This window comes from Bradyrhizobium sp. CCGUVB14 (genome assembly GCF_024199935.1).
Taxonomy (GTDB): Bacteria; Pseudomonadota; Alphaproteobacteria; order Rhizobiales; family Xanthobacteraceae; genus Bradyrhizobium.
Genome location: NZ_JANADS010000001.1, coordinates 5,587,607 through 5,603,163, shown reverse-complemented (window position 1 = coordinate 5,603,163; position 15,557 = coordinate 5,587,607). Strand labels below are relative to the sequence as shown.

Genomic DNA, 15,557 nt, shown 5'->3' with positions numbered 1-15,557 from the left:
TTTAACCTTTGTTAACGAATGGGCCTCGCGCGACGGTCGCTGGCGGCTCTTGGCGCCGCGAATGGCCCGATTGCGCGTGTTCCCGGGCCGAAATCCGGTGTATTGAGTTCCACAGATCCTTCATCTCAGCCTTTGCCCGCACCTCATGCCGCTCTTCAACCAGTCGATCCGGCGCAAGATCGTCGGCATCGCCCTCGGATTGATCGTCCTGATGCTGATCACCTCGATCCTGTCGATGGTGATGTCGAGCCAGGTCGGCGTTCTCCTGGACGAGCTGACCAATCGCTACATCCCGGCCTATGGCGATCTCGCGCGGGCCAACATCCGCTCGCTGGAGCGGTCGGTGGCGCTGCGGCGGATGGTCATGATGAAGATGCAGGAAGCTCCGGATGAGGAGGCGTACGCTGCTCGGCTGAAAGAGTTCGAGGAAGCCGACCGCAGGATCGAGGAGGAGACCTCGGCCGCGCGCAAGCTCATCAACGCAATCATCGACGATACCAGGACGCCCTCGGACAATGCCGCACTGGCGCGGATCGACACCCGTATCGAGACCGCCGTCTCAGAGCTGCGCCATGGCATGAGCGAGGCGCACGCAAAACTGCTCAAGCAGATCGATGCCAAGCAGATGCCGGAGGCGCGCGGCACGCTGGAGCAACTCGACGCGCTGCGCGACCAGTTCAACCAGAGGATCGACGGCATTCGTGCCGACATGCTCAAGCAGGTCTATGCCTCGACGTCGACCGTGGTCGGCCACCAGCGGAAGGCGATTATCATCTCCGGCATCGTCACCATCCTCGCGGCGGTGGTCGGATTTGCCTTCGCGCTGCTGGTCTCCAGCGGCATCACCCGTCCGGTGCGGTTGCTGCTGGCCGGAGCCCGCGAGGTCGAGGCAGGGCGCTTCGACAAGAACATCACCGTCTCGACCCAGGATGAGATCGGCGAGCTCGCGGCCGCCTTCAACCGCATGATCGAGCAGTTGCGCAACAACGAGCGCATCCGCGAAACCTTCGGCCGCTACATCGATCCGAAGGTGGTGCAGGGCCTGATCGAGCGGCCGGAGATCGCCATCGACGGCCAGCGCCGGGTGATGACCATCATGTTCTCCGACATGAGCGGCTTCACCTCGATGAGCGAGGGCATGACCCCGCGCGGCCTCGTCAAGGTGATGAACCACTATTTCACGGTGATGTCCGCGCCGATCCGGAACAACCGCGGCGTGATCGACAAATATATCGGCGACGCCATCATGTCCTATTGGGGCCCGCCCTTTGTCGAGGAAGACGAGCAGGCGCTGCTCGCGGGCCTGTCCGCCATCGACATGGCCGACCAGGTGCCCGCGCTGCAGAAGCAATTGCCGGATCTGCTCGGCATCCGCGCCATGCCGGTGCCGTGCGATCTGCGCATTGGCATTGCCACCGGCGAGGTCCTGACCGGCAGCATCGGCTCCGAGCTGATGATGAGCTTTACCGTGATGGGCGACGCGGTGAACCTCGCCTCGCGCCTCGAGGCCGTCAACAAGGTCTACGGTACCCGCATCCTGATCTCGCAGGCGACCGCCGAGGTGATCGGAGCGCGGCTCGAATTGCGCGAGATCGATTGTCTCGCGGTGGTCGGGCAGAGCGTGCCGCAACCGGTGTTCGAGGTGATGGGACGGCCGGGTGGGCTGGCCGAGCCGCAGGAAAGCTTGCGCGCGCACTATGCCGAAGGCCTTGCCGCCTATCGCGCGTGCCGCTTCGAGGACGCACGCGTCGCGTTCAACGCGGCGCTGGAGCATGCCCCTGGTGATGGCCCGTCGCGCACCATGCTGGCCCGCATTGCGCAGTTCGAGGCGAACCCGCCAGCCGCCGATTGGGACGGCGCCTGGCGAATGGAAAGCAAATAGCCGGCCGTCCGCGAATAATTCGTTCTACTCTATAACGATGTTCGCCGTGACGTAATGCCCGGGCTTAGGTTAGCTGTCCTTGAGGCGTTTAATGGGGATACGCCAATGACAGAACTTGAGGACAGGCTGGAGCGGTTTGAAACTCTCACCGCCGAATGCGAGCTGATTGCCAAGCTCGCCACCGACAGCAACAAGCGCGAGTTCTACCTGAAGCTCGGGGAGCAGTACCGTCAGCTCGCGGTGGACATGCGCCATGTGATCGCGACCAAGGCTGCCGCTTGAATTGGTCTAACGGTTCCAATCGCAAAGAGGCACGACGCGGTATCTCTGCGTTGGCAGGATCGTGCGCGATCGCAAGCCGTTCTTAACAATTGAGACGCATCCTCGATGGGAACCGGGGAACGACGCGTTGCGTTGCCTGGCGATGGGAATGCAGATGGGAATGCTTGGGGCAAGGTTGCCATGCAACGTTACCCGCGTACGTAGCTCGTCCGATGGTGACGTCCCATGCGTCTGTTTGCGGTCATCTTGTTTGCGCTTCTGACGGCAGCCTGCAACCCGGAACAGGACGTCACGGGCTCGACCCCGGTCTGCGCGCTGCGGAATTACAGCTCCTACAATCCCCGCGACATGAACCAGTGCGTTGCCGCCTGCAAGGCGTGCGACCACGGCAATACCGTCACCTGCACCACCTCCTGCACGCTCAAGGGCGCGCACTGAAGGCAAGGCCCGAAGCCGCGGCCTCCGTCAGCCGCGGGCGGCTTCGCGCCGCAATTCCGGGAAAATAGCCTCGTCCTGGAGGATGACGTCGGCGGTTCGCCGATAGTGAGCCGTCAACAGCGTCACCGCCAGATCGGAATCGCCGCTCAGCACCGCATCCACGATTGCCGCATGCTCGTCACCGACATGGCGGGAGGGAAAGGCCTTGCTGATCGACAGTCGCCGGTAACGGTAAAGCTGGTCGGCAAGCTGACCGCAGAACGCGATGAGGGATTGCGAGCCACACTGACCGATCAGGGTCCGATGGTAGATGCGGTGCAGCCGCTCCCATTCGGAATTGTCCTCGAACTCCGTGGCGCTCAGCGATCGCGGCACGCGGCTCAGCCGATGCTGCGCCAGCACCAGTTGCTCCTCCCACTGGGGCGTGGACGCCGCCATCGATTCACGCAGCGCAAGAGCCTCGACCCAGCAGCGCGTCTTGGTCAGCTCGGCAAGCTCGGCGCGGCTGACGTCCTTGACGTAGAAGCCGCGCTGCTCGCGGACCTCGACCAGTCCGTCGGCGGTCAGCCGGTTGAGCGCCTCGCGCAGCGGCGTTTGGCCGGTCTGATAGGTCTCCATCAGAAATCGCATTTGCAGCTTGCGCGACGGCGCAAGGCGTCCGGACAACAAGTCCTCGCGCAGCCGGTCGTAGACATGGCTCGCTTGCGTCGATGGAGCGGACAGGGAGGCCGTTGCAGTCAATTCCACCGCTCAAGTCTCCGTTGTTCGCTCAGCTCGCGGTCCATCATCATATACATCCGATCACGATTCCATAAAATGTATAAATTTATGTTGCGATATCGATTTTGTGTAATAAAAGGAGCGGGACGGTCGTGAAGGTGCGGCCGCGATCAAGAAAGCCACACCCGGTCAGCCCGGACAGTGGCCTGACGAAGGAGTGCGTTCATGGCCCGGTTTCCGGTGACAGTGCTGCGCAGCGTCGAGCTCGGCACGCCGGACCTCGACCGCTCCGTAAAATTCTATTGCGACGTCTGGGGCCTTGCGCTCGTCGCGCGCGTGGACGGCATCGTCTATCTGCGCGCAACCGGCCGCGATCACCACGTCGTTGCGCTCTACCAAAGCGAGCAGCCTGAACTCGGCGCGGTGACCTTTCGCGTCGCAAGCCCCGACGATCTTGCGTCCATTGCCGACAGAACGGTTGCCGAAGGCGCCCGGCTGCTTTCCGGGCCGGCGCCCAACGCTGCGCCCGATGGCGGCGTGGCGATGACCATTCGCGCACCGGAAGGTGGCATCCTTCGTTTCGTTCACGGCGATATCGGTCACGCGCCGGGGCCGCAGCAAGGCGACCGGCCGGAGCGGCTCGCCCACGTCAATCTCAACAGCACCGATGTCGATCGCTCCGCTGCCTTCTACGAGCGCGCGCTCGGATTTCGGCTGACGGACCGTTCGAAGGCGATGGCGTTCGTCCGCTGCAACAGCGATCACCATGCCGTCGTGATCGCCGCGGCAGGGGTCAACGGACTCAACCACGTTGCCTTCCTGATGCCGAGCCTGGAGGCGGTGATGCGCGGCTCGGGGCGGATGATCGATGCCGGCTTTCCGATTGCCTGGGGCGTCGGTCGCCACGGGCCCGGTGACAACGTGTTTTCCTATTTCATCGATCCGGTCGGGACCGTGATCGAATACACCGCCGAGGTGCTCCAGGTCGACGACAGCTACGTCGTGCGGGGCCCCGATCATTGGGTCTGGCCGCCCGGCCGCACCGATCAATGGGGCATCGCTCCGCCGAAGGCCGAGCACGTCAAGGCGGCGCAATTGTCGGTTCGCTACGCCGCGCCTTGAGCGCGGCACCTGATCAACACTCACACGGGATGTGCAGAGCTTGGTATCCGGTTCGAACCACGCGAACGAGTTTGAGGTCGCTGTCGTGGGCTTCGGTCCGTCAGGCGCCGTCGCCGCCAGCCTGCTGGGTGCGCAAGGGATCCGCACGCTGGCCGTGGACCGGGACCGCGCCGTCCACGACAAGCCGCGCGCCATCGCGATCGATCACGAGATCCTGCGGCTGTTCGACAATCTCGGAATTGTCGGGCAGCTGGGTCCGTACATTGCGCCGTTTCCGGCCTCCGAACATTTCGGCGCGCGCGGCCAGCTGATCCGCCGCATCGACATGGTCAGCGAGCCTTATCCGCTTGGCTATACGCCGACCATGGTGTTCACCCAGCCGCCGGTCGAGGAAATCCTGCGCGCGCATGCGCGCTCGCTTCCGTCGGTGGTCGTCGAACTCGGCACCGAGCTCCGCCGGCTCGAACAGGCGCCGAACGGCGTGACGCTCGAGCTCCGCGGCGACCAGGGCGCTCGGAACGTCACGGCAGACTACGTGATTGCCTGCGACGGCGCATCGAGCACGGTCCGCCGGCGGTTCGGGATCGGCTTCGACGATCTGGTGTTCGATGAGCCTTGGCTCGTGATCGACCTCAACGTCAACGCGGCGGGTCTTGCAAAACTGCCGCGCACGGCGGCTCAGTTCTGCGATCCGGCACGGCCGACCACCTACATCGTCGGACCTGGCTCGCATCGGCGTTTCGAGATCATGCTGCTGCCGGGCGAGGATCCGCGCGCGATGGAGCAGCCCGAGCAGGTCTGGCGGCTCCTTGCGCGCTGGCTGACGCCCGACGATGCAACGCTGTGGCGGGCGGCGAGCTATCGCTTTCATGCCCTCGTCGCCAGCAAATGGCGCGAAGAGCGCGTCTTCCTCGCCGGAGATGCCGCCCACCAGCAGCCGCCCTTCATCGGCCAGGGCATGTGCCAGGGCATTCGCGACGTCGCCAATCTGGCCTGGAAGCTCGCGCGCGTCTTGCGCGGAGAGTCCGGCGCGGCGCTGCTCGACACCTACCAGGAGGAACGCAGTGCGCATGTCCGCGAGCTGACGACGCGCATCAAGGCGATCGGTCATGTCATCTGCGAGCGCGATCCGGACGCAGCCGCGGCACGCGATGCCCGCATCCTCGCTGAAGGCGGAGGTGCGCCGCGGACCATCACCCGTCAGGAGATCGTGCCGCCGCTCAGCTGTGGCCTGCGCGCCGAGCTGCCGCATGCTGCCAACGGGACGCTGTTTCCGCAGCCGTGGGTGCTGACCGCGAGCGGCCGGCAATTGCTCGACGCTGCCTGCGGTGCCGGATGGCGGCTCGTGCTCAGGGGCGATAGCGCGTTGGCGCATTCGCCTGCGATCGCGACCCGCGCGGCGGAAACAGGCTTGCGCGTGATCGGCATCGCTGAGGCGGATCACGATGCCGGCCCGGACGTGCTGCGGGAGGAGAGCGGCGTGGTGGCGAGCTGGTTCGCACGGCATGCCTGCGCGGCCGCGATCGTGCGCCCCGATCATTACGTCTACGGCGTTGCGGCCGACGAAGCCGCGCTCGCGGCGATGTTGTCCGGTCTGAGGGCGCGGCTGCAATGAACAAGACAAAGACAAAATTCAACAGGGGGAAATCATGCCATCATCGTCGAGCCTGACGACGGGACCTGCGGTGCCTGCGCGCGCCTACGCCGTCCTCATCATGCTGTTTCTGTTCCAGACGATCAATTTCTTCGACAAGCTTGTGTTCGGTCTCTCGGCGGTGCCGATGATGAAGGAGCTGTCGCTCAGCCCGAAGGAGTTCGGCCTGATTGGCAGCAGCTTCTTTCTGCTGTTCTCGCTCTCGGGCATGGCGGTCGGACTGTTCGTCGTCGGCCGTTTCCCGGCAAAGTGGATCTTGATGCTGCTCGCCGCCATCTGGTCGGCGACGCAGCTTCCGGTGTTCTTCTCGAGCTCCGTCATGGTGCTGGTCGTGTGCCGCATTCTTCTCGGCGCGGGCGAGGGGCCGGGCCTGCCGACGGCATTGCATGCCTGCTACAACTGGTTTCCGGCCGACAAGCGCAGCGTCCCGAGTGCGGTGGTGCTCCAGGGCATCAGCGTCGGACTTCTGGCCGGCGGTCCATTGTTGACTTATGTGATCATCAATTACGGCTGGCGCACCGGCTTTCTGGTCTGCGGCCTGCTCGGCATCGTCTGGATGGTTGCCTGGAGCATCATCGGCGCGGAAGGACCTTACGCCGCGACCGCCGCCGGCCAGGACGCGCCGGCAGCTGCGCCAAACGTGCCGGCGCGACTCCTGTGGTGTGATCCGACGGTGATCGGCGTCATCATCATGTCGACCATGTCGTACTGGATCGTCGGCATCTCCGCGACCTGGCTGCCGCCATTTCTCCAGCTCGGGCTCGGCTACAAGCCGACCGATGTCGGCTGGATCATTTCGGCCATCTACATCTTCCAGTCGCCGCTGTTGCTCAGCGGCTCCTGGATTACGCAAGCCCTTCAGCGCCGGGGCTGGAGCCTGCGTGCCTGCCTCGGCAATGCCTCGGGATTGGCACTGCTCGTCGCGGGCTCGGCGCTGCTGCTCAGTATCGTGACGTCGGGCGCGCTGCAGCTCGTCTGCGTGGCGATCGCCTTCGCGGCGCCCAGCCTGACCACGATCTTCGGTCCGGTGGCGCTTGGCGCCGTGGCGCCCGCGGCCCAGCGCGGCCGGTTGATCGTCGTGATCTATTCGGGCAATGCGGCGTCCGCGCTGTTCTCGAATGCGCTCACGGGGTGGATCGTCGGCGAGGCGGGCAGCAACAGCGCGCTCGGCTATGCGCATGCCATGACGTTCACCGCCGGCATCCTCATCGTCGGCGCGGTTGCCGCATTCGCACTCATCTTCCCTGAGCGGACCATCGCGCGTTTTGCGAAGACCTCCTCGCGGTCATCTTCAGCTACCATCCTTCCTGCCACGTCGATCTGATCGGCCCAAACGCCAAGGACACCACATGAAATTCGCAAGCTTTACCATCGACAACGCCGCCTCATGGGGCCTGGTGGAGGGCGACAGCGTGGCCGATCTCGGCGCTGTTCTCAGGGGTCGCTACCCCGACCTGAAATCGGCGATCGCAGCCGGCGCGCTGGCTGAGGCCGCGAAATCCGCCGCCGGCGCCAAGCGCCATCCGCTGTCGAAGATCACATTCCTGCCGGTGATCCCGAACCCGGACAAGATCCTCTGCATCGGGCTGAACTACGAGAACCATCGCAAGGAGACCGGCCGCACGGAGGTCGAGAACCCCACCGTGTTCGGCCGCTTCGCCAACAGTCAGACCGGTCATCTCGCCGACATCATCCGCCCGAAGGTTTCGACCCATCTCGATTTCGAGGGCGAGCTCGCCGTCGTGATCGGCAAGCCCGGCCGCTACATTTCCCGCAGCGAAGCCTGGGGGCATATCGCCGGCTATGCCTGCTACAACGAGGGCAGCGTCCGCGACTATCAGCGCCACACCCATCAGTTCACGCCGGGCAAGAATTTTCCCGCGACCGGCGGCTTCGGCCCTTATCTGGTCACGCCCGACGAGGTCGGCGATGTCGGCCCGCTGCGCTTGCAGACCCGGCTCAACGGCGAGGTGGTGCAGGACACCACGATCGACCAGATGATCTTCGATATCCCGCGTCAGATCGACTATTGCTCGCAGTTCACCCGGCTCGAGCCCGGCGACGTCATCGCCACCGGCACGCCGGGCGGCGTCGGTTCCAGGCGCACCCCGCCGCTCTGGATGAAGGCGGGCGATGTCGTCGAGGTCGAGATCGACAAGGTCGGCCTGTTGCGCAACGGGATTGCCGACGAAGCCTGATGCCCTCTCACGAGACGACGGCCTATGCGCCGCTGCTGCGCCGGATTCACTGGGCAACAGCGGTGCTCTTCATCATCGCCATGCTGATCGGGTTCTATTGCGGGCTCCAGCCGCCGGGCACCTCGCCGCGCCGTGAGCTTCTGGAGGTGCACAAATCGCTCGGCATGACGCTGCTGTTCCTGTCGGTGCTGCGGCTGATGGTGCGCGCGGCGACCAGGGTGCCGCCCGAGCCGTCGTCATTCGGTGCGCTGGTGCGGTTCGCCGCGCGGATCAATCATGTCGCGCTCTACCTCATCCTGTTCGCGATGCCGCTGACCGGCTACGCGTTCTCCTCGGCGGGCGGCTATTCGCTGAAATACTTCTGGACGTTCAGCTGGCCGCGTCTGGTGGCCGACAGCCCGCAGATCGCCCACGCCGGCGAGGTCGCGCACGACACGCTGGCCTATGCCGTCTATGCCGTCGTGGCCCTGCACATCGCGGCGACCTTCTGGCATGCGCTGGTGATGCGCGATGGAACGCTGGCGCGGATGTGGCCGCGATCGGGGAACCGCTAGAGCCAAACCGCTGACGGTGCTCCGCCACCGGAACGATTGACCCCCGATAATCATTGGAAGGAGCGGGCAGGAACGGAGTCCTATGGAATGGGTATGCTCGATCCTGGCCGGTTTCTGGTGTCGTGCTCGCAATGCGAGGCCTGGCCGATGGCGGCCAATGTCAAACGTGCGAGCTGGTCGGCGCAACCGCACGAGGTCCGCTTCGTCTGCCCGCGCTGCCGCCGCGAGGAGACCGCGATCGTCTCGGCGTCCGGGCAGCTGTTGCCGATCAAACGCGTCGACGTTCCCCCGCATGAGGTGACGGCGGCGTGGGTGCAGGCCCAGCGCCCGCGCGGGCGGACTTGAGCCGCCACCTTGGTTGCGTGTTTGGAACCCTGCCGATTCCCGGGCGTTCAGTGGCGGGGTAACAACGTATTGAGGCTGGGCGCATGATCAGCGAGCATTTCGACACCCGCACACGGATCAACATGAAGCTGGCGCTGGAGCGGGTCTGCCGCCATCGCCCCGATGGCGAGAACCACGGCTTCCGCAGGTCGGTCGCCGAAAACATCATCCGCTGTGCGCTGACCGGCCGCACCGGCATCGGCCAGCTCGTCGATGCCGGCGAGCGCGCCATGATCAGGACGCGCGCGGAACGGGAGCCGGCCTGATTGCGAGCTGGCCGAATTCGTCGACTGCTGTGGTAGGGTCGCCGCCGGGAGATGACCGATGGTGCTCACGGGGCGCGCGACAGCTTGAACAACGAGGTCCATTGGCGCGACGACATCGCCTCGCTGGTGTTTCCCGTCACCGGCCACGGCGCGATCTGCGCCGTGCACCGGGGCGCTTTCCGGACCTTGCTGGGCACCGAGCCGACCCCCGAGGCCTGCCTCGGCTATTTCCGGCGCTCCGAGGCCGCCTTCCGGGCCGCAGCCTCCGCCAAGATCGCCCGCAAGGGCATTTTGCCTGGGACAAGCCTGCATCTTACCAGTCGCGACGTCGCCCGGAAGCTGCTAGAAGAGCCGCAAATCGCCAATGGAGAATAGACCATGAGCCCGTCTCAGCTCACGACCGCCCAGCTCGCCAACGCCCAGACCGCGCTTCCGGTCGCCGCCGGGCAGGTGGGACGGCTGTCGCAGGCCGTGATGGCCATGGTGCTCGGCGTCTTCGTCGTCGGCATGGTCGGCTTCTCCCACATCGACGTCGTCCATAACGCGGCCCACGACGTGCGTCACTCGAACGCGTTCCCCTGCCACTAACCGGGGTGGCATGAGCACGTTTCGCGCGATCGTCTTCGCGTCGGTCATTTCAGGTTTCATCGTCGGTCTCATCGTCACTGTCGTCCAGCAGTTCGGCACCGTCCCCCTGATCCTGAAGGCGGAAGTCTTCGAGAAGGCGGCGGAGACGCACCAGCACGACGCTCCGGCCACGGCGCAGCCGGCGGCAGCCGGGCATGACCACGCCGCCCCCGATCACGGCGACCATGACCATGGCGCCGCCGACCATGATCATGCCGCTGGCGGCCACGACCATGGCGCCGGCGCCTGGGAGCCGCGCGACGGTTTTGAGCGCAACGCCTATACCGCCGCCGCCAACATCCTGACCGCGATCGGCTTCGCGCTGCTGCTGGCCGGCTTTTTCGCCGTGCGCAGTGGCGCGACCGGCGTGAGCGTCTCCTGGCATGAAGGCCTGCTCTGGGGGCTGGCGGGCTTTGCCGTCTTTACGCTTGCGCCCGGCCTCGGCCTGCCGCCGGAGCTGCCGGGCGTGCCCGCCGCACCGCTGCTGTCGCGCCAGATCTGGTGGCTGGCCGCCGTGCTCGCGACGGCCGGCGGGCTCGCCATGATCGTCTTCCGCCGCTCGGTGCCGGCTGCGATCGCCGGCGTGATCCTGCTGACCCTGCCGCACCTGATCGGCGCGCCGGAGCTCGCCAATATCGAGACCAACGTGCCGTCGTCGTTGACGCATCAGTTCGTCACCGCGGTGACGGTGACGAGCCTGGTGTTCTGGACGTTGCTCGGCGGTCTGACGAGCGCGGTGTTCGCGCGTTTCGATCAGCGCGTCTGACGCTTGCGCCATCGCCGCAACGCGACCGCCGTCCAGACCGTCTCGACAAAGCCGAACGGCCAGGCGCCCTGGAGAAAGCCGTAAGCCGCGCTGAGTGCGCACGCCGCCGAGAAGGCCAGCACATAGTGCGGCCCGCGCGGCTCGAGCGCGTAGAACAGCAGCATGGCGCTGACCGAGAGCAGTCCGAAGATGGTGAGACCGTCCATCAGCTCGCCGGCGGCTTCGGCTTCTTGGCGACCCCGAGCGCATGGAACACGACAGGCTCCATCACCGGCCACAGCGCGGCCGTCGCGGTCAGCACGGTGGCTGCGCACATCGTGGCCAGCACTGCGAAGCGAGTTTTCAAGCCGGTGGTTCGTGATCGCCACACGATCCAGCCCCAGGCGCAGAGCACGACGGCGATCGACAGCTTCGTCATCAGCCCGTGCGCATGGTCGAGCGCGGCGATCAGGCTTCCCGCGCTTGCAAGTACGACGGCGGGCAATGTGAAGGGCAGCACACAGCATGCCGTGCACGCGGCTGCGACGACAGCCGTTGCGACCGCCGTGCCTGCGGCCTTGCCGCCACCCGGCGCTGTCTTCGCCACACAGCCGCATCCCGGCGATGTCTCGGTGGGGAGGCTGCAGGACGGTCCAATAACGCTCATGTGATTCTCCTTATGCTTGTGCGTCGCGGACTCGATCGCTACGCCCTCAAGCCACTTGAGGTTCAAGCGAAATGTGAGAGCTTCCATGAGAATTGGCGTCCTCGCCAAAGCAGCCGGCGTCTCCGTCCCCACCATCCGCTATTACGAGAGCATCGGCCTGCTGACGCCGCCCGCGCGTCGGGGCGGCCAGCGCATCTACGGGAGCGAAGACGTCAAGGCGCTCAGCCTGATCAGGCATTGCCGCGATCTCGACTTCTCGCTCGACGATATCCGCGACATTCTCGCGTCGGTGCAGCGGCGCTTGCCCTGCAGCGACACCAAGTCGTTTGCGGAGGAGCACCTCCGTGCGATCCGCACAGAGATCGCCGAGCTGCGCGCGCTGGAAGCGACGATGGCCGCGCTGGTCAGCGGCTGCGAAGCGACATGCTGCGGCAGCACCGCGCCGGACTGCGTGATCTTGCAGCCCGGCCAAGTGAATTGCATTTGAAAGCGATCGGCTTGCTTCGGAGCAATTATCGCCCGGCGCCCACCAATCGCTCGCGAACCGTCCGTGCGATCGCCGCCGGCGCCTCATCGGGGATCGCGAAGCACGAGCTCGCATTGATCTCGCAGAGAACATAGCTGTCGGCGCCTTCCGCGTCGCGTGGCCCGAAGAGGAAGTCGGCGTCCCAGATCACCGGCAGCGATGCTTCGTCGATGGCCAGCAGCTTCATCATCTGCGGCGTCCATTCGTCCTCCATCCGCCGCCGCAGCGCCTGGAATGATGGTGCGTCGGGTCCGTGCATGATGCGCGGCCCCGGTTGTGCCTCAGGTGCATCCGGTCCTTGCGGTGGTGGAGGGATCAAGGCCTTGATCAGTTGATGGCCGAAGCCTGCGACCCTGGCGCCGCTCATGTAGCAGCGGATCATTCCGTCGGGCAGGCGCGGTTGAAACGGCTGATCGATGATGCAGCCGCCCCAGCCGAAATAGGGTTCGCATCGCGCGATGAAGGCATCGAGCGGCATGTCCTCCGGATGGCTGCCGCGCAGCGCATGGAGCACGCGAACCGCCGGGGTCGCGTTTGGTAGCGCCTCGACCTTCCACACGCCCTGGCCGCCGTTGCCGCGATTCTGCTTGAGCACGCGCGGGCCGTCGGCCCTCAGCCGTGGTGGAAATTCCGCTGCGAAGGCGGCCGCGCTGTCGTAGCGATGGGTGTCGGCGCCCCAACCGAGATTGCGCGTCCGGTAGAGCACCTCCTTGACGCCCATCTTCAGGATGACGTCTGGATGCGCGCTGACCCACGGGCCGCGCGCTGCGACGTCGCGCAGCAAGGCGTCCAGCTCCGCGCGCGTCTTTCCCTGGTGGATCGGATCGACCCAGACCAGCACGCCGTCGACCGCAAGCAGCTGATCGCGTACCGCATCACTGAAGCTTTCGTCGTAGATGGCCGGGTGTGCCGCGATGCCGGCGGCGGCGAGGGCTTCGAAGACGCGGACGAAACGACTGTTATGTGCCGTTGTGTCGAGGCGCGCGCCTACGTCGCCTCGTGAAAGAATAGCTATGGAATATCGGTGAGGGGATGTTGTGTCCATGCGCAAGCTCCACGAATTGCGTGCTGCGCAGACTTGGACCGAAGTCTCACGGGGAGTCTGCCTTGTCCCCACCGCGGCATTCTATGCGGGATCGTGCGGAAGCCGCAAGATGCGACGATGCGGCTTCCGCAGATCGCGCGAGCGCAGGGCACACGACAATTGGTTCCATTGGACCGACGAAAACTTTTCGAGACCTCGCGGATCGTCCGCGTTGACAGCCTGGTCTCTCGGGCTTCTAGTCGAGGCGTCGGGGATATGCGGTCTCCCCGCGAGGCGACATGCCAAAGCATCGCGTCCTGATCACCAAGGGCGCAGCATGTCCATTTCACACACCGTCTTCATTCGACAGATTGGCTCATTCGGCTCGCGCGCGGCAACGCGCGTGATTTGGATGCCTGTCGGAAGGCTTCGACCCTGGGGCAGGGACACCAGGAGAAGGACCATGCGACTCCCAAAACTCCGTCACGCCGTTCTCTTGCTGGCCGCCGTTATGGGACCAGTGTCGCTTGCCGCGCCATTCGTCTCGGCGGCCCAGGCCGAAGAGGTCAATTGGCAAGCGATCGACCAAACCCTCGGCCGCAAGGCTGCGGTCGCGGATGATGTCCATCGATACGGGTTTCCGCGCAGCGATCTCGCCGTGACCCTGGACGGGGTCGCGATCAAGCCGGCGCTGGCGCTTGGCGGCTGGGTGGCGTTCAAGCCAGCCCACGGCGGCGCCATGGTCATGGGCGACCTTGTGCTGCTCGAGACCGAGATCACGCCCGTAATGGCGAAGATGATCGCCAGCGGTCTCGAGATCACCGCCGTGCACAACCATCTGCTGCGCGCGAGCCCGGCGACGTTCTACATGCATGTTGCGGGACATGGCGACCCGGTCAAGCTGGCGTCGGCGATCCACGACGCTCTCGCCGAAAGCAAGACACCCCTGACCGTTACCGCACCGTCGAGCCCGCCGCCCGCCGTCGAACTCGACACCGCTGCGCTCGACCAGATCATCGGCACGAAGGGACAGGTCAATGGCGGCGTCTACCAATTCGCCGTCAAGCGTCGCGATCCGATCACACAGGAGAGCATGCCGCTCACGCCCGTCGGGGCGATGGGCGTTGCGAGCGGCATCAACTTCCAGCCAACTGGCGGAGGCAAGGCTGCCATCACCGGCGACTTCGTCCTATCGGGTGACGAGGTGAACCCGGTGGTCGCAGCGCTGCTCGCGAACGGCATCGAGGTGACGGCATTGCACAGCCACATGCTGGATGAACAGCCGCGGCTGTTCTTCATGCACTTCTGGGCCAATGATGACGCGATCAAGCTCGCCAAGGGGCTGCGGTCCGCGCTCGACAAGACGGCGAGCGCGAAAGGCTGATTTCGCCGATGGTCACAACATCAGTTCGTGCAAGCCCGTCCAGCCGGTGTAGAGGCCGACGAAGACGATCAAGGCCGCCGAGACGTAGGGCGCGCGGTGGGCGTAGCGGCTGAAGCCGCCCCAGTGTCGTTCGACATGCCGCAGGCTGAGCGCGGCGAGAACGCCTGCCGACACCATCGTGATCGCGAGCCCGATGCCGAAGGACAGCACCAGGACAAAGCCGAGGCTGAACTGCTTGAGCTGGATGCAGAGCAGCAGCACCGTGATCGCGGCGGGGCAGGGGATCAGTCCGCCGGTGAGGCCGAACAGCACGATCTGCGCCGTCGTCACGCTGCGCCCGGCAAAGCGCTTGCGGATATCAGCGGCGTGGGCGCGCGCGTGCGCGTCGTCCTCGTCGCCGAGATCCATGTGGTCGTGATCGTGCTCCCTGAACAGGAGCTCGGTGGACTCGCCGGCCAAGGCGACGCGCGCCTTGAACGCATGCGGCTCGGGAATCTCCTCGACGCTTTCGAGGTATCCGTCCCGGGCGGCAAACGTGAAGGTCTGCTCTGAGCCGTCCTCGCGGATAGTGGTCACCGCGATGTCGCCGGACGTGGGAAGCGCACCGCTCTCGCTCCGGATCCGCCAGCGAGGCGGCACGCCGTCTTCGAACACGTCCAGCGAGAGCGACGACCCGGCGAGGGAAATCGATTGCGCCTCGTCGTGATGATGATGGTCGTGCGCATGCGCGTGGTTCTGCTCCCGCCAGGTGCGCCAGACCATCCAGCCGGCAATGCCGATGATGATGATGGCGGAGGCCATTTGCAGCCAGGCCTCGCTGCGTTCGCCCGACAATTCCTGGCCGAAATACAGCCCCGCGAGCGCGATCGCCCAGACGATCGCGGTATGGGAGATGGTCGCCGACAGGCCGAGCAGCACGGCCTGGAGCACGGTGCCCCTCACGGCGATGATGAACGCAGCCATCATGGTCTTGGAATGGCCGGGCTCGAGACCATGCAGCGCCCCCAGCAGGATGGCGCTGGGCACGAACAGCCATGCGTGCGCGCTGCTCTGCTGGAGCAGGTGAGACAGGTCGGTCATAGCA

General features: G+C 65.5%; 20 protein-coding genes. 15 read left to right on the top strand and 5 right to left on the bottom strand.

Features of this window, described 5'->3' with window-relative positions; genetic code table 11:
• The first annotated feature begins 145 nt into the window (after positions 1-145).
• The 3 genes from NLM32_RS26140 to NLM32_RS26130 all read left to right on the top strand — a co-directional run bounded on the left by NLM32_RS26140 (position 146) and on the right by NLM32_RS26130 (position 2,602).
• Complete coding sequence (locus NLM32_RS26140) at positions 146-1,882, top strand: adenylate/guanylate cyclase domain-containing protein (RefSeq protein ID WP_254131714.1); 1,737 nt, start codon at positions 146-148, stop codon at positions 1,880-1,882.
• 105 nt (positions 1,883-1,987) lie between these two features.
• The gene (locus NLM32_RS26135; RefSeq protein ID WP_254131713.1) at positions 1,988-2,164 is read left to right on the top strand and encodes a hypothetical protein; all 177 of its coding nucleotides are present in this window, start codon (positions 1,988-1,990) and stop codon (positions 2,162-2,164) included.
• Between the two features lie 225 nt (positions 2,165-2,389).
• A complete protein-coding gene (locus NLM32_RS26130) occupies positions 2,390-2,602 on the top strand; it encodes a hypothetical protein (RefSeq protein WP_254131712.1) in 213 nt (70 codons plus the stop codon).
• Between the two features lie 27 nt (positions 2,603-2,629).
• On the opposite strand, the gene NLM32_RS26125 is transcribed toward NLM32_RS26130, so the two are convergent.
• The gene (locus NLM32_RS26125) at positions 2,630-3,349 is read right to left on the bottom strand and encodes a GntR family transcriptional regulator (protein WP_254131711.1); all 720 of its coding nucleotides are present in this window, start codon (positions 3,347-3,349) and stop codon (positions 2,630-2,632) included.
• Positions 3,350-3,547: 198 nt separating this feature from the next.
• Here NLM32_RS26125 and NLM32_RS26120 point away from each other — a divergent pair, with 198 nt between their 5' ends.
• From NLM32_RS26120 to NLM32_RS26075, 10 genes are all read left to right on the top strand, one after another.
• Entirely contained in the window at positions 3,548-4,444 is an 897-nt protein-coding gene (locus tag NLM32_RS26120) for a VOC family protein (RefSeq protein ID WP_254131710.1), read from the top strand.
• A 40-nt stretch (positions 4,445-4,484) separates the two neighbouring features.
• A complete protein-coding gene (locus tag NLM32_RS26115) occupies positions 4,485-6,059 on the top strand; it encodes a bifunctional 3-(3-hydroxy-phenyl)propionate/3-hydroxycinnamic acid hydroxylase (RefSeq protein ID WP_254131709.1) in 1,575 nt (524 codons plus the stop codon).
• A gap of 34 nt (positions 6,060-6,093) precedes the next feature.
• Positions 6,094-7,422 (top strand): MFS transporter, encoded by a 1,329-nt coding sequence (locus tag NLM32_RS26110; RefSeq protein WP_254131708.1) that lies wholly within the window; start codon positions 6,094-6,096, stop codon positions 7,420-7,422.
• Between the two features lie 25 nt (positions 7,423-7,447).
• Entirely contained in the window at positions 7,448-8,296 is an 849-nt protein-coding gene (locus tag NLM32_RS26105; protein WP_254131707.1) for a fumarylacetoacetate hydrolase family protein, read from the top strand.
• Positions 8,296-8,850, top strand: a complete 555-nt coding sequence (locus NLM32_RS26100) for a cytochrome b (protein ID WP_254131706.1) — start codon at positions 8,296-8,298, stop codon at positions 8,848-8,850. Before NLM32_RS26105 ends, NLM32_RS26100 begins: the two co-directional genes overlap by 1 nt.
• An 87-nt stretch (positions 8,851-8,937) precedes the next feature.
• Positions 8,938-9,195, top strand: a complete 258-nt coding sequence (locus NLM32_RS26095) for a hypothetical protein (protein ID WP_254131705.1) — start codon at positions 8,938-8,940, stop codon at positions 9,193-9,195.
• A gap of 83 nt (positions 9,196-9,278) precedes the next feature.
• Positions 9,279-9,500, top strand: a complete 222-nt coding sequence (locus NLM32_RS26090; protein ID WP_254131704.1) for a hypothetical protein — start codon at positions 9,279-9,281, stop codon at positions 9,498-9,500.
• A 51-nt stretch (positions 9,501-9,551) separates the two neighbouring features.
• A complete protein-coding gene (locus NLM32_RS26085) occupies positions 9,552-9,875 on the top strand; it encodes a hypothetical protein (RefSeq protein WP_254131703.1) in 324 nt (107 codons plus the stop codon).
• A gap of 3 nt (positions 9,876-9,878) precedes the next feature.
• On the top strand, positions 9,879-10,088 hold the full coding sequence (locus tag NLM32_RS26080; RefSeq protein WP_254131702.1) for a CbtB-domain containing protein: 210 nt from the start codon (positions 9,879-9,881) through the stop codon (positions 10,086-10,088).
• Between the two features lie 10 nt (positions 10,089-10,098).
• Positions 10,099-10,893 carry a CbtA family protein gene (locus NLM32_RS26075; protein ID WP_254131701.1) on the top strand — a complete coding sequence of 265 codons (795 nt, stop codon included), beginning with the start codon at positions 10,099-10,101 and terminating at the stop codon, positions 10,891-10,893.
• On the opposite strand, the gene NLM32_RS26070 is transcribed toward NLM32_RS26075, so the two are convergent.
• Positions 10,881-11,099 (bottom strand): hypothetical protein, encoded by a 219-nt coding sequence (locus NLM32_RS26070; RefSeq protein WP_254131700.1) that lies wholly within the window; start codon positions 11,097-11,099, stop codon positions 10,881-10,883. The genes NLM32_RS26075 and NLM32_RS26070 overlap by 13 nt on opposite strands.
• Positions 11,099-11,539: a hypothetical protein gene (locus NLM32_RS26065; RefSeq protein ID WP_254131699.1), complete on the bottom strand. Its 441-nt coding sequence runs from the start codon at positions 11,537-11,539 to the stop codon at positions 11,099-11,101. Before NLM32_RS26065 ends, NLM32_RS26070 begins: the two co-directional genes overlap by 1 nt.
• 85 nt (positions 11,540-11,624) lie before the next feature.
• Between NLM32_RS26065 and NLM32_RS26060 the strand changes: the two genes are divergently transcribed.
• On the top strand, positions 11,625-12,026 hold the full coding sequence (locus NLM32_RS26060; protein ID WP_254131698.1) for a MerR family transcriptional regulator: 402 nt from the start codon (positions 11,625-11,627) through the stop codon (positions 12,024-12,026).
• Positions 12,027-12,051: 25 nt separating this feature from the next.
• On the opposite strand, the gene NLM32_RS26055 is transcribed toward NLM32_RS26060, so the two are convergent.
• Positions 12,052-13,110 carry a Cj0069 family protein gene (locus NLM32_RS26055; RefSeq protein ID WP_254131697.1) on the bottom strand — a complete coding sequence of 353 codons (1,059 nt, stop codon included), beginning with the start codon at positions 13,108-13,110 and terminating at the stop codon, positions 12,052-12,054.
• 490 nt (positions 13,111-13,600) lie between these two features.
• Here NLM32_RS26055 and NLM32_RS26050 point away from each other — a divergent pair, with 490 nt between their 5' ends.
• Positions 13,601-14,473, top strand: a complete 873-nt coding sequence (locus NLM32_RS26050; protein ID WP_254135425.1) for a DUF1259 domain-containing protein — start codon at positions 13,601-13,603, stop codon at positions 14,471-14,473.
• A 12-nt stretch (positions 14,474-14,485) separates the two neighbouring features.
• Here NLM32_RS26050 and NLM32_RS26045 read toward each other — a convergent pair whose 3' ends face one another.
• Positions 14,486-15,553 carry a nickel/cobalt efflux transporter gene (locus tag NLM32_RS26045; protein WP_254131696.1) on the bottom strand — a complete coding sequence of 356 codons (1,068 nt, stop codon included), beginning with the start codon at positions 15,551-15,553 and terminating at the stop codon, positions 14,486-14,488.
• Positions 15,554-15,557 lie beyond the last annotated feature (4 nt).

Bases quoted from the DNA above. Each gene is read 5' to 3' on its own strand.
- NLM32_RS26085 (WP_254131703.1), top strand. From the start codon at position 9,552: ATGACCGATGGTGCTCACGGGGCGCGCGACAGCTTGAACAACGAGGTC.
- NLM32_RS26095 (WP_254131705.1), top strand. From the start codon at position 8,938: ATGGGTATGCTCGATCCTGGCCGGTTTCTGGTGTCGTGCTCGCAATGC.
- NLM32_RS26055 (WP_254131697.1), bottom strand. From the start codon at position 13,110: ATGGACACAACATCCCCTCACCGATATTCCATAGCTATTCTTTCACGA.
- NLM32_RS26050 (WP_254135425.1), top strand. From the start codon at position 13,601: ATGGGACCAGTGTCGCTTGCCGCGCCATTCGTCTCGGCGGCCCAGGCC.
- NLM32_RS26060 (WP_254131698.1), top strand. From the start codon at position 11,625: ATGAGAATTGGCGTCCTCGCCAAAGCAGCCGGCGTCTCCGTCCCCACC.
- NLM32_RS26135 (WP_254131713.1), top strand. From the start codon at position 1,988: ATGACAGAACTTGAGGACAGGCTGGAGCGGTTTGAAACTCTCACCGCC.
- NLM32_RS26120 (WP_254131710.1), top strand. From the start codon at position 3,548: ATGGCCCGGTTTCCGGTGACAGTGCTGCGCAGCGTCGAGCTCGGCACG.
- NLM32_RS26140 (WP_254131714.1), top strand. From the start codon at position 146: ATGCCGCTCTTCAACCAGTCGATCCGGCGCAAGATCGTCGGCATCGCC.
- NLM32_RS26090 (WP_254131704.1), top strand. From the start codon at position 9,279: ATGATCAGCGAGCATTTCGACACCCGCACACGGATCAACATGAAGCTG.
- NLM32_RS26130 (WP_254131712.1), top strand. From the start codon at position 2,390: ATGCGTCTGTTTGCGGTCATCTTGTTTGCGCTTCTGACGGCAGCCTGC.
- NLM32_RS26075 (WP_254131701.1), top strand. From the start codon at position 10,099: ATGAGCACGTTTCGCGCGATCGTCTTCGCGTCGGTCATTTCAGGTTTC.
- NLM32_RS26070 (WP_254131700.1), bottom strand. From the start codon at position 11,099: ATGGACGGTCTCACCATCTTCGGACTGCTCTCGGTCAGCGCCATGCTG.
- NLM32_RS26065 (WP_254131699.1), bottom strand. From the start codon at position 11,539: ATGAGCGTTATTGGACCGTCCTGCAGCCTCCCCACCGAGACATCGCCG.
- NLM32_RS26105 (WP_254131707.1), top strand. From the start codon at position 7,448: ATGAAATTCGCAAGCTTTACCATCGACAACGCCGCCTCATGGGGCCTG.
- NLM32_RS26100 (WP_254131706.1), top strand. From the start codon at position 8,296: ATGCCCTCTCACGAGACGACGGCCTATGCGCCGCTGCTGCGCCGGATT.
- NLM32_RS26080 (WP_254131702.1), top strand. From the start codon at position 9,879: ATGAGCCCGTCTCAGCTCACGACCGCCCAGCTCGCCAACGCCCAGACC.
- NLM32_RS26045 (WP_254131696.1), bottom strand. From the start codon at position 15,553: ATGACCGACCTGTCTCACCTGCTCCAGCAGAGCAGCGCGCACGCATGG.
- NLM32_RS26110 (WP_254131708.1), top strand. From the start codon at position 6,094: ATGCCATCATCGTCGAGCCTGACGACGGGACCTGCGGTGCCTGCGCGC.